The sequence below is a fragment of the Nocardia sp. CY41 genome, assembly GCF_009829325.1.
Lineage (GTDB): Bacteria > Actinomycetota > Actinomycetes > Mycobacteriales > Mycobacteriaceae > Nocardia.
The window spans coordinates 1-12,288 of record NZ_VUOS01000026.1; the positions used below are offsets into that span (position 1 = coordinate 1).

Sequence of the window (12,288 nt, forward strand, 5' to 3'; positions counted from 1 at the left end):
CGGACCGGCAGTAGCGGTTCGATCACTGTCCACAACTCGTCGTCCACGATCCACGGGGCCGCCACGACGAAACATACTGCACCGCAACGAGAATCACCGCCACTCAACCGAACCTGTTAGGAGCTCTAAGTCTTCCTCAGTCCATCCAACGCTTTGCGGGCTTGGTTCTCGGCGATCGTGGCGAGGTCCGCCCGGTTCACCGGAGGCTCGCCCTTCGCGCGCAGGACAGCGACTTCTATTCGCACGGAGACATTGCTGTCCTGCGCGCCCAGGATGTAGGTCATTCCGTTGCTGGTGTCCGTGGTCGCGGTGCGCCAGTAACCCTGGGTCCCGATTCCGGTGACCTCCCCCGAGGCCCGCCCCGGTCCGGTGGCACTGGTGTCGGTCTGTTTCCAACCGTCGTAGGCGGGGGCGGCGTCGGGGCCGGTGCACTGGGCCTGCAGGCTGATGCCGGCTTCGTCGACGGTGGCGTCGTCGGGGATGGTGGAGGGGCTGGTGTAGCGGATGGCGCAGTACAGGTTGCCGCCGCCGAAGTTGTTCGGCGGGAATTCCCGATGCTGGGGGGCTTCCCTCGGGGTGGACGACCACCTTTGCAGGGGCGTGGGATCGACAAGATCGCACGCGTTGGTGATGCCACTGATCGAATAGTTCCCCGGCGCCGGATCCCGGAGTGTCGTGGTCACAGCCGTGCTGGACGAGGCCGAGGTGCTGGGCGGGGCCGGGGCAGCGGCGGACCCGCTGTCTGTGTCGCCGACGACGACCCCGATCACTACACCAAGTCCCAGCGCTACTGCCAGCGCGATGGCGCCGACCGCTATCAGACCTGTTCTGCCGCGGCCGGTTCGCGGTGGGTGAGGTGGCTGCCCGTACCCGAGACCAGGTGGGCCGTACCCGGGCCGACCGGAAATGGCCCCGGGCGAGGACATGTACTCGCCCGAGTCGGGGACACCCCCGCTGCCGACCGGCGGAACAGATCGTTGCGCAGGATGGGCGGCACTGTCCGGCGTCGGCCGATCGTCAGGTCCGTGCTGAGAATCGGTCATCCCCGTAGCCTCCCCGGTTCCTCGACGGGCTCCCCCGTCGACGTCGACCCGATCGTATTCGAGCCACCGTCGGTCGTCGGCGCCTACTGGTGCGCGCGACGCGCCGGTCGTCAATTCTCGCGTAGACCGTCCAGCGTCCTGCGCGCTTGCGACCTGGCGATCGAATCGAGTTCATCCCGCCGCACCGCCGGAGAACCCTTCTCGCGCGTGAGGAGGATCCGCACCCGCACCGAGACATTCCCGTCCTGTACACAGACGACGTAGGTCATGTTCGCGACCAGGTTGCCTCTGGCTTCGGAGTACCAGTAGCCCTGATCGCCGATTCCGGTGACCGCACCGGAATCCGACCCCGCCTCGGGTGTTTCGACGTCGGCATGTTTCCAATGGTCGTAGAAGGGCGCCGCCGCACCGTTGGTGAACTGGGCCTCGACACTCATCGCGGCCTTGTTCATGGGGAACTCGCCGACGGTCGCGCTGGTGTATTCGGTATCGCACTTCAAGCTGCCGCTTGCGTAGGCGGTGGGCCGCGTTTCCTTATGCTCGGGAGCACCTTTCGGCGTGGGCGACCACGTGGTCAACGGTGTGGGATCGACCAGGTCGCAAGCGTTGGTGACCGCATTCATCGAATAGGTCTTCGCCTCCGGCGTCGAGGTAGCCGACTCGCTGCTACCGCCGCCGCGGCCGACGACGATGCCGATAACCACACCGAGCCCCAGCATCACCACCAGCCCGAGCACACCGGCGATGATCAAACCTGTTCTGCCGTTGCCGGTCGGTGGTGGCGGATACGACGCCGTCGGCCCATATCCCTGACCAGGTGGCAGGTGTGGCATGGCCCAGCTGGCGTCGGACGGATCAGATTGCGGCGCAACGGGATCGACGCCGTCCGGCATAGGTGGTCGATCGCCAGGTCCGTGCTGGGAATCGGTCACCTGCAGCCCCTTCGATTCCGCAACGGACTCTTCGTCGAACGTCAACGCCGAGCCGATTGTATTCCGTCATCGTCGTCACAGGTTGTCGCAATCCCGATGAGAGTCCATTCGACGACTGCCTCGTGCCACCGGGCGACCGGTCTCCCAATCGTGGACGGCGGAGCATGAACGCCCGTCCCCGAAACCACACGGCGTGGCCGTGACCTCAGGGCCCGGCGCTGAGCGGGGCGGCGCATGTAGGCTCGCGCACAGGGAGGGGCTCAATGTTGATCGACTTTGTTCCCGACGGGAACCTGTACCCATTCGCGTCGCGCTGGTTCGACTCGTCTGCCGGCCGCGTGCACTACATCGATGAAGGGACGGGACCGACGATCCTGTTCTGTCACGGGGCTCCGGCATGGAGTTTTCTTTACCGCCACATCGTGAAGGCCCTGCGTGATCGGTACCGCTGTGTCGTCGTGGACTACCTGGGGTTCGGAATGTCCGAGCGGCCCGCCGGGTTCGGCTACACCATCGCGGAGCACACCTCGGTCCTCGGCGAGTTGATCGATCACCTGCAACTCGATGGCTTCGTCGTGATGGGGCACGATTGGGGCGGACCCATCGGTCTGGGCACGGCCACCACGCGGGCGGACCGGGTGAGCGGAATCGTCCTGGGCAATACCGTGTTCTGGCCGATCGAGGCAATCGCCAACCGGGCGTTCAGCATGATCATGAACAGTCGTCCGATGCAGCGGCGGATACTCGAACAGAACTTTCTCATCGAGCGCGTGCTACTCGCCGAGCTGAAGCGCACGCTCACCACGGTCGAGGCCGATCACTACCGCGCGGTGCAGCCCACTGCCCGAGCCCGTCGCGGCCTCGCCGTCACGCCTGGGGAGATTCGTGCCGCACGTCCCCTGCTCGATCGTCTCGCCCGAGACGTGCCTGCCCTGCTCGGCGACAAGCCGACGCTGTTGGTGTGGGGAATGCGGGACATGGTCTTCCGGCCGAACGCCTGTATCCCGCGGATGCGCGCCGCCTTCGGAGATCTCGAGGTGGTCGAGTTACCGCACGCTCGTCACTTCATTCAGGAACAGGAACCGGATGCGATCGCGGCAGCGATCGCGAAGCGTTTCTGATCTCATAATCTAATCTCATAATCAATAGTTTTTGAGATACCGGTAGACGGTTGCGCGGGAAACGCCGAAGCGGGTAGCGATGTCCTCGACGTCGCAGCCGTCGGCGCGCATCGAGCGCGCCTGTTCGATCTGCTCGCCGGTCAGTTTGGCGGGCCGTCCCCCGTTGCGCCCTCTGGCGCGGCCGGTCGGTCTCGGCTCGATGGGTTCGCCCAGCAGCGCCTGGGCACCATTCAGGATCAATTGCCTCAGCCGGTCGACCGGCTCGTTGCGGAACAGGACGACGGGGTCGGCCAGGCCCGCGACCACCTGAGCGGCCCGCACCCGCTGCTCGATCCCGCTTCCGGGGCCTGCCACCAGCTCGTTCGCCAAGGCGATCGCGGCCCGGAAACGGTCGGCCACCGGAGCTTGGACGAGCAGCGTCATGTCTCTGACCAGCATGGTGAGAGTGTGTCGGTGGCGCAGGTGCACATCGACATAACCCTCGATCGCCCGCCATCGGACCTCCTCGGCGCTCGGTTCCGACTCGGCCGCGGCCAGCACCGCATCCAGCTCGTCCAGCAGCGGCAGGGTGAGCTGGTGCAGGATCGCGTCCTTGGAGTCGAAGTGGTAGTAGAGGGCGGCTTTGGTGACGCCCACCTCGTCGGCGATGGCCTGCATGGATGTGGCTCGGTAGCCGCGGGTGGCGAACAGGACGCGTGCGGCCGCCAGGACGCGCTCAGATGTCATGTGCTTACTTACCTACGGTCAAAAATTTCGCTACTGTACTTACCGACAGTCAGTCTATGCCGCAGGGATGGCCCTTATGTGTACCAAGGTCTCGTTCGACGTCGCCGGTGTCCGGTGTGCCGGCCGCCTCTTTCTGCCCACCAGCGCCGGTCGGTTGCCGTGTGTGGTGCTCTGCCACGGTTTCAGTGGAACGATGGACCGGTTGTACGACTATGCCGAGCGCTTCGCCGCCGCAGGTTTCGCGGCATTGGTGTTCGACTACCGCAGCTTCGGTGAGAGCGCCGGCGAACCGCGGCAGGTACCCGGAATCGCCGGCCAGCTCGCCGATATTCGGGCCGGTGTCGCATTCGCGCGCAGCCACCCACGCATCGACGCCGACCGGATTCTGTTGTGGGGTAACTCGCTAGGTGGAGCGCACGCTGTCGCCGTCGCGGCCGACGACCCGCGCATAGGTGCCGTCGTGGCGCAGATTCCGTTCAACGGCTTTCCGAGGCGGGTCGAGGGTAGGACCACCCGGGACACGGTGAAGCTGCTCGGCGCTATCATCTGGGATCGGTTGCGCGGCGCGGCGGGTAGGCGCCCGTATTACATTCCGATGGTCGGTGGGCCAGGGGAACTCGCCGTGACCGCGACGCCGGAAGCGGCGCGCCACATTCAGACCCTCACCGGGGGCGGGGAAACTTTGTGGCGCAATACCATTGCTCCCCGCGCGCTGCTGGAGATGATGCGCTACCGTCCTGCGGAGTCAGCCGCACGACTGTCGTGCCCACTGCTGGTCTGCGCTGCCGCCGAGGATCACGAGACGCCGGTGGAGACGAGTCGCGCGCTGGCCGACGCCGCGCCGCGCGGCGAGTTGCGGGTATATCCCGGCACCCATTTCTCCTTCTACACCGACCCGGCCTTGCGGGACACCGTCGTGGCCGACCAGATCGACTTCTTCCGGCAGGTACCAGTCGGCGGCTGACAGTCTCCGCGCCGGCGCGCCATCGTCCCCTGCGGAGCCGGTGTTTGCTTCGGCGCTCATGGTGAGTGAACGACTGGTTGAGGCGAGTTGCTCGGCGAACGACTTTCCCGGGTCGATAGGTGCACCACTCTGCTGGCCGCAACCGGGCCGCCGGGAACCGGCCACCAGCCAGCCGCCTACACACCGGCGTCACCTACGTCATGGCCTCATACAGCTAGCCCAGTAGCCGCGCGGACCCGAGCATCGGACCACATGGCGGGCGCTGCAGGTCATATCCGAGGCTGAATGCGATCGCTGGCCGCCAGGGCAGCGAGTTCCGCCCGTGAGGAGACGCCGAGCTTGGTATAAAGGCGGGTCAGATGGGCCTCGATAGTCTTCTCGCTAACATAGAGTTCCTGTGAGATCTGGCGGTTCGTCCGGCCGAGTACGACCCGATCGACGATCTCGGATTGCCGCTCGGTCAGATCGCCGAGCCGCACCGTGGTTGCGCGGGAACGGCTTCGTGGTCCGGACGTCTGCCGCTCGCCTACCCGGTGCAGAGCCAGGCGAGCACGCTCGGCGAGCCGTTCCGCGCCACAGAGTTCGAATGCCAGCAGCGCTGCGTCGAATTGGGCTTTCGCCGCGGTGAGGTCGTGCAGATCGGCAAGCGCGTGTCCGAACAGCAGACGAGCACGAGCCGCATCCAAAGCAGTGCCGCTGGCGGTGTACTCGCTGACGGCCTTCTCGGCATTGTCGGCGGCCGCCCCTACCTCCTCGCGGGTCAGCTGTACGTGCGCGCGGCAGTACCGCGCGTCGCCGAGCCGCATATGCATCGTCGGCATGCCGTCGACGATCGTTTCGACGCGTCGAGTCGTCTTCTCCGCGGCGTCGATCCGTCCGAGAGCGAGTTCGGCATCGACCAGATACCGATAGAAATGTGGCATGAGGGTCGGGTAGATCTCGCCGGGGACCTCGCTGGCGATCTTGATGAGTTCCTGGCGCCCGCGCCGATAGCGGCCGGCCTCGATCAACGTGGAGCCGTAGACCAGCGGTGCGTGCCAGGCGTACAGAGCATCGGGCCTCTGGGCGTTGAGGCGCATGCTGAGCGCGCCGGACGCCAATGCCTCGGTGGTGCGGCCCATCAGTGTCAGCACCCAGCAGCGAGTCGCCTCGGTCAGCGCCATCAGCGGCGAATTCTCCAGCAAGGATGCTGTTTTCGCGGCGTTAGTCGCGGTGGAAAGGGACCGTCGCCAGATCGACCTCGCCGGCCACCGCCGCGCCGTCGTGCGCCGCGACCGGGGGGTCATCGGGTCCACGAGGGGATACGCGTCTCGGAGGTGTTGGTCACGACATCCCAACACATAAGTCGCGGCGGGTTCGCAACCTTTGAGTGTTCATAGGACCAACGATTCCTCGTTTCGCCGACCGGCCTGCCGAGGCGACGGCGGCGGTGGCAGCTCGCCGATGATCCCGGTGTGAGCGGGTGCGCTTCGGCCGGCTCGCTCAGCGACGCGGGGCCGTCGCCGCTCAACCAGAGGGAAACTCGTCAGCTGACCACCGCCGCCGCGCACGACGAAACGCCCGCGCATCGGAATAGCCGAGTCGGTGTGCGATGTCATCCTGGGACAAGCCCGGACACGACTTCAGTTTCTCCGACCACACCCGGCGGGCGCGGTCGAGTTCGCGGCGCCAGGTGGTGCCTTCTCCCGCCAGTTCTCGCTGCAGGCTGCGGGCACTCGTCGCCATTCGGCGTGCCGCGTGATCGACAGGGATCGGACCGTTGCCGAGCATCCCGAGCAGTATGTGATGAAGTTGCTCGGAGCACGTCACAGCAGGATGCCGCACCGCGGCCGTTTCCGCGTGCCGGAGCAAAATTTCGGCCAGCATCGGGTCGGCGGTTGTGAGCGGCTGCGCCAGGTCGGCGACACGGAACACCAGCTGATCAGTCGGAGCGCCGAACTCGATCCGCGTCGTGCCGAAGGTCTCGACGAACTGATCGTGCCGTCGAGGCGCGGCCTGCCGGAAGCTGACCCGCACCGGCTTCACCACCCCGCCGGTTCCCAGCCGGGTCCGCGCGACCATGGCGACGAACGCGGCCTGCATCGCCAACTCTCTGCCCCGTCCCTCCCCACGAACCATGCCCTGATCGAAGGCGATCTCCTCGGTCGCATCGGCCATCGACAGGGTGAAATTGGTGGTGAGAACGTTGACGTGCGTACCTGTTCGGGTAAATCCCGCCGCTACGGTCGGCGCGGTCATGAACAGGTAGTCGTTCAGTCCCAATCGCCCCGGAACATAGGTTCGCCCGGCACGCAGTGCCACGTGCGGATCGGTGATTTCGTGCTCGACCAGCTCCCATAGGCGAATGTTTCGATCGCTGGGCACGGCCACCTGCGTGCTCTCCAACATCCATTCGGGTATGTCGGCCTCGCGCGCGAGCTGCCGTCGCACCGGACCGGACAGGCCGGTGCAGTCGAGGGCAAGTTTGGGTAACAGGATGAGATCTGCTGTGTCCATCATCGTGATTCTCGACCGGGAATTGCGGACTCGACGTTACATCGGCGCGGACCGCTCCGCCCTGGGGTGACGGTCATCGGCCACGGTACGCGCCGGTAGCCGTGACCCACTTCATGCTCGGAGCGGAACCACCTCGGGAACTGGCGCGTTCGGTCCCTCGCCCGGCGCGTTCGGTCCTTCCCCAGTGCGTCGGCGGCGGTGATCATCTACGAATCCGTAGGTGGCCGACCGTGGTCGCCGAGAACCAGAAAGGTTTCCGTCGCTCAAAATTTCGATCGGCCCGCCACCGCAGTTCGCCTCGACGAGGACGTGGTCGATATCGCTGTCGCGCAAGCATTTCCAGGTAATCACAATGGCCGGTGGAATCTGGCGGCAGATCCGAGAAGGAGTTGGCTGTCGGTGACGATGGAACAGGTTGCTGCACAATTGCGCTGGCCGGTCCCCGGGTTGGATATGGCGGCATTGATCCGCAACGGCTGGGAGCCGATGGCATTTACAGAGTATGTCGTCAAGATTCACAGTCGCTGTAACCTTGCCTGCGATTACTGCTACATGTACGAGATGGCCGATCAAAGCTGGATGGAGCAGCCGAAGGTGATGTCTCGCGAAGTTTTCGACGATACATGTCGAATGATTCGCGAGCATGCGCTGCGGCACTCGCTGCCGGCGGTCGATATCGTGTTCCATGGCGGCGAACCGTTGCTGGTCGGGAAACAGAATTTGCAGTACTTTGCGCGGACGGCCCGAGCTGCGTTGGAACCGGACATACAGGTGCGTCTCGGTCTTCAGACCAACGGTGTGCTGATCGACGACGAGTTCCTCCGCATCTGTGATCGGTGGGGTGTCCGAATCGGCGTCAGTCTGGACGGTAGCGAGCGCGGACACGATCGGCACAGGCGGGACCGCCGTGGAGAGGGCAGCTACCGACAGGTCGTTGCCGGGCTGACGCGACTACGGGCTCCCCGGTGGCGGCACCTGTTCTCGGGGATTCTGTGCACGATCGATCTCCAGAACGATCCGGTGGAGACCTACGAGGCCGTGGCCAGGTTCAAGCCGCCGACGGCGGATTTCATGGTGCCCCATGGTAACTGGGTGACGCCGCCACCGGGCAGGGTGGCCGACGAGTCGGTCACACCCTACGCCGATTGGCTCATCGCGGTCTTCGAGCGCTGGTACGGCGCACCGGAATTGGAAACCACGGTCCGACTGTTCGGAAAAATCATCGAGCTGCTGCTCGGCGGCCAGACGTCGTCGGAAGCCGTTGGGCTCGCGCCCGTTCGGTTGGTGGTCATCGAAACGGACGGCAGCCTCGAGCAGGTTGACGAACTGAAATCGGCGTTCGCAGGTGCCACCAAGCTATCGATCCGCGGAGATCGCGGCAATCCGCTCGACCTGGCGCTGCGTGACCCTGGCATCGCGGCTCGGCAGATCGGCCTCGCCGCCCTCGGCGACACCTGCCTGGCGTGCTCGGTCCACACCGTGTGCGGTGGTGGGCACTATGTCCACCGGTATCGAGAAGACAACGGATTCCGAAATCCGTCGGTGTACTGTGCCGACCTCAAAAAGCTGATCCAACACATCGAATCGCGCGTCCGGGCCGAGATCATGCCCGTTCTCGAACGCTAGCGACAGGGGACGCAGTGGCTGTAGCAGCCGATCGGATCGATGACGTCATCATTGATCCCAGCTCCGGCATCAGCACCGCGGGCAATCTTTCGGCGTTGATCGAAGACATGTCGACCGCGCGTGTGATCCTGCTTCGTACCCTTGTCGCCGAGGCCACCACGGCGACACCCGAAATGGCGAACAAAGCAGGGCTTCTCGACGCATACCGGCTCCTGGCGGACTTACAGAACTCCCACCAGGGAGAGGTGGCTGCCGCATTTTCCCACCCGCATACGGGGATCTGGCTGGGCCGGGTCCTACGTCGAATTCGGGCGATCACCGATGATGGCACAGTTCCGCTGTGGGCGGACTGCGGATATCTGGGCTGGCTCGCCGCGGCGGTCGGCATCAGATGTCGGCCGGAGGGCTCGATGAAGCTGGTGGTACGCAACGGTGCCGTGATGTTGCCTGGGATCGGTATGGCGCTACTCGGCGCCTCGGATCTTTTCGGACACTGCGTACTGCACTGGTCTGGTGACGGCTCGCTGTACTTCACCGGGGAAAACACCGTTGTCCGGGTCCCGTCTGTGCAGCACGAATTCGCTCCGGAATGGCTGCCGCTGCGCCGCGTATGGGGAGAGGGTCAGACCTTCGAGGTAGTCCTGGACGACCTCGATCCCTTTCGCGAGCTTTCGGCAGCTCGCCGGGAGGCGCCGCGGCTCAGCACGGCACAGGTTGAGCAGTGGCAAGCGGACTTCTCGGCGTCCTGGGAACTGCTACACCACGATTTCGACCGGTATCTGGCACCGATCCGCGAATGCCTGAAGATGCTCGTCCCACTCAGTGCCGAGCCGCTCGTGGCCAGCATGAGTCACACCGCATATGACGGAGTCGGCTGCGTGTACACCACCGCACCAGCCGATCCGTGCCAACTAGCGCTCACACTGATTCACGAAATCCAGCATACGAAGTTCACCCTGCTCACCGATCATGTCCTCCTGCTGACCGAGCCCAATCCACCCTTTCGCTGCTATGCGCCTTGGCGTGACGACCCACGACCGATCTTCGGGCTGCTGCACGGGATCTACGCGTTCGCCGGCGTCACGGACTTCTGGCGAGTGCACCGCCATGCAAAGTGCCACGGGTCCATACGGTCCCACGTCGACTTCGAGCTCGGACGCATGCAGCTGGAAACCGCGATGGCACAAGTGGTCGCGTCAGGTCTGCTCACCACCGAAGGGGAACACTTCTTCAACGCGCTCGCCGCCATCGTCCGGTCATGGGCCGACGAGAACATCCCAGCGGAAGTCCGTCTCGCTGTATCCGAGGCGACGATCGCCCATCGGACCTTCTGGCAGGTACGGAACCGGCGGCCGTCCGCGGACGGCATCGCCGAGCTCGCGGCGCGATGGGCCTCGGGGCGTCCCATTCCTCGGCGCCTACCTCCCGCGACCTGGACCGATCAGGACCATATTCCCGATCGCTATTGTCGCCTTCGTCTTTCGGCTCAGCTGAAATCGCTCGACAGCGCCGACTTGGAGGAGCTGTCGAGCCCGGACCAGCCCGAAGGCGACCGTCTGTACCTGGCGGGCGATGTCTCGGCTGCCTGCGCTCAGTACGCTCGAGAGCTGCGACAAGATCCGTGTCGGCCGCAGCTGTGGGCCGGGCTGGCGCTGGCTCTTCCCATATTATTCCCGGACAACGACTTCGGAATTCTCACCACGCGTGCCGAGATAGCGGCACACCTTTACCAGGCGGTGGATCGAGATACCGACGTCGTGGATCTGGTGCGATGGTTGTCGAATCCGAGAGCCTCCGATGAATAAGTTGCACCTGACCGGCAACCGGAGTTTCTTTCTGCTCTGGTCCGGCAATGCATTGTCATTAGTCGGATTTCACGGTGCCCGAATCGCCTACCCGCTGCTCATCCTGGCCACGACGGATTCACTCGCTGCGGCGGGATGGGTCGGCTTCGCCCTCGGTGCGCCGAATCTGATCTTCCAGATTCCTTCAGGGATCGTCGCGGACCGATTCGAGCGACTGCGCGTCCTGATGGTCTGCCAGGTTCTCGGACTACTGGCCGTCTGTGTGGTAGCCACCTCGGTTCTGGCCGAGGCACGGCATCTCGCTTTACTGGTCATCGCAGCGGCATTCGTCGAGGGTACGATATATGTCTTTGCCGAGGTGTGTGAACGCGGTGCGATATCGGATGTGGTGTCCCACGAGCAGCGTCCCGCGGCCTTCGCATTTCTCGAGGCCGAACAACCCATTGCCTTGCTGCTCGGACGGGCCGCGGGCGGGGCGGTCTTTGGCCTGGCGCGCTGGCTTCCATTCGTCGTCGACGCCGCCACGTATCTGTACTGTCTCATCGCCTTGGCGCTGATTCGCCCGAACCGTGCCCGCCGAGATCCCGCCGCGACGGCACATCGACCTCGGTCGCACGACCTCGGCGTCGGCATCCGTATCGTGTGGCAAGAGCCGTTGCTTCGGGCATCGACCGCGGCGCTCGGCATGTCCAATCTGATCATCCAGATCGTTCTGCTGCTGATTCTGTTCGAATTACAGATGACCGGACTCGCGGCGTGGACGGCCGGTGTCGTGCTTTCGGCGGCAGGCATCGGAGGCATCCTGGGTGCGGTCGGCGCCCACTGGTTCACTGCCCGATGGTCGGCGCGATGGATTTATCGCGCCGGACTGTGGGTGTGGACAGGGCTGCTCTTGCCGATCGCCTCGAGCGACAACCCGATTGTGCTCGCGGTCTGCTGGGGTGGAGTCGGTGCAGTCGGTGTCGTATCCAATATCGCGCTGACCTTGTACCGGACGGCGGTCATTCCCGAGCACATACTCGGCCGCGCGCTCGCTGCGATGGGTCTGGTCAGCAGCGGTGCGGTCGCGTTGGGTGCACTCGCGGCGGGGTATCTGCTGGCCATGTTCGGGTCCGGTGTGGTCGGGTGGCTGACCCTGATGGCAATGCTCATCCTCGCGATCGGCGCCGGCTACGAACCCGGCCGGAGGGGAACCCACCTGGTGGCGGCGTCGAAACAGGTTCCGCAAATCCGATGGGGTTCCGATTCGGTTTCCCGCGAGCATGAATAGGAGACTATGCAGAAATCTGTACTGTGACTCGATCGTCTTTGTTCGCAGCAACATAAATCGAAGGAGTTTGTCATGATCAATCTTTCGGAAATCACCGATGTGGAGGCCGGGCGGCTTGTAGAAAATGTCAGCCCAGCGCTGCGTTCCGCGCTGGAACGTCAGTTGACGCCTGCCCGCGACGGCCACCGCGAGGCCATCTTCAAGTCGTTCATCAGCGGCTCCAAGTAGTCCGAACCTTCTGGGAGCGGTCACGGGCGGTGAAGCCGGCGGCCGGATCACCCGTGGCCGTTCCCCCAATCGAGAGA

11 protein-coding genes are annotated in these 12,288 nt (G+C 64.7%); 6 read left to right on the forward strand and 5 right to left on the reverse strand.

The annotated features are described in order from the left end of the window. Positions 1-125: 125 nt before the first annotated feature. A complete protein-coding gene (locus GVY64_RS27495) occupies positions 126-683 on the reverse strand; it encodes a hypothetical protein (RefSeq protein ID WP_159847471.1) in 558 nt (185 codons plus the stop codon). 470 nt (positions 684-1,153) lie between these two features. After that, the gene (locus tag GVY64_RS27500) at positions 1,154-2,020 is read right to left on the reverse strand and encodes a hypothetical protein (RefSeq protein ID WP_159847473.1); all 867 of its coding nucleotides are present in this window, start codon (positions 2,018-2,020) and stop codon (positions 1,154-1,156) included. A 218-nt stretch (positions 2,021-2,238) separates the two neighbouring features. Here GVY64_RS27500 and GVY64_RS27505 point away from each other — a divergent pair, with 218 nt between their 5' ends. After that, positions 2,239-3,096, forward strand: a complete 858-nt coding sequence (locus tag GVY64_RS27505; RefSeq protein WP_159847475.1) for a haloalkane dehalogenase — start codon at positions 2,239-2,241, stop codon at positions 3,094-3,096. 21 nt (positions 3,097-3,117) lie between these two features. Here the strand turns inward: GVY64_RS27505 and GVY64_RS27510 are convergent, their stop codons facing one another. Continuing rightward, complete coding sequence (locus tag GVY64_RS27510) at positions 3,118-3,822, reverse strand: TetR family transcriptional regulator (RefSeq protein WP_159847478.1); 705 nt, start codon at positions 3,820-3,822, stop codon at positions 3,118-3,120. 76 nt (positions 3,823-3,898) lie between these two features. Between GVY64_RS27510 and GVY64_RS27515 the strand changes: the two genes are divergently transcribed. Next, positions 3,899-4,786 carry an alpha/beta hydrolase gene (locus GVY64_RS27515; RefSeq protein ID WP_159847481.1) on the forward strand — a complete coding sequence of 296 codons (888 nt, stop codon included), beginning with the start codon at positions 3,899-3,901 and terminating at the stop codon, positions 4,784-4,786. Positions 4,787-5,055: 269 nt separating this feature from the next. Here GVY64_RS27515 and GVY64_RS27520 read toward each other — a convergent pair whose 3' ends face one another. Both GVY64_RS27520 and GVY64_RS27525 read right to left on the reverse strand, forming a co-directional pair. Further along, entirely contained in the window at positions 5,056-5,970 is a 915-nt protein-coding gene (locus GVY64_RS27520) for a LuxR C-terminal-related transcriptional regulator (RefSeq protein WP_159847484.1), read from the reverse strand. A gap of 322 nt (positions 5,971-6,292) precedes the next feature. Continuing rightward, entirely contained in the window at positions 6,293-7,285 is a 993-nt protein-coding gene (locus GVY64_RS27525; RefSeq protein WP_159847487.1) for an AraC family transcriptional regulator ligand-binding domain-containing protein, read from the reverse strand. A 195-nt stretch (positions 7,286-7,480) separates the two neighbouring features. Between GVY64_RS27525 and GVY64_RS27530 the strand changes: the two genes are divergently transcribed. The 4 genes from GVY64_RS27530 (at position 7,481) to GVY64_RS27545 (ending at position 12,211) form a co-directional block, all read left to right on the forward strand. Next, the gene (locus GVY64_RS27530) at positions 7,481-8,908 is read left to right on the forward strand and encodes an FxsB family cyclophane-forming radical SAM/SPASM peptide maturase (protein ID WP_201298177.1); all 1,428 of its coding nucleotides are present in this window, start codon (positions 7,481-7,483) and stop codon (positions 8,906-8,908) included. 14 nt (positions 8,909-8,922) lie between these two features. Continuing rightward, on the forward strand, positions 8,923-10,713 hold the full coding sequence (locus GVY64_RS27535; RefSeq protein ID WP_159847490.1) for an HEXXH motif domain-containing protein: 1,791 nt from the start codon (positions 8,923-8,925) through the stop codon (positions 10,711-10,713). After that, positions 10,706-11,983: an MFS transporter gene (locus GVY64_RS27540; RefSeq protein WP_159847493.1), complete on the forward strand. Its 1,278-nt coding sequence runs from the start codon at positions 10,706-10,708 to the stop codon at positions 11,981-11,983. The genes GVY64_RS27535 and GVY64_RS27540 overlap by 8 nt, the downstream gene beginning before the upstream one ends. Positions 11,984-12,055: 72 nt before the next feature. Further along, positions 12,056-12,211, forward strand: a complete 156-nt coding sequence (locus tag GVY64_RS27545) for a hypothetical protein (protein WP_159847496.1) — start codon at positions 12,056-12,058, stop codon at positions 12,209-12,211. Positions 12,212-12,288: the final 77 nt, after the last annotated feature.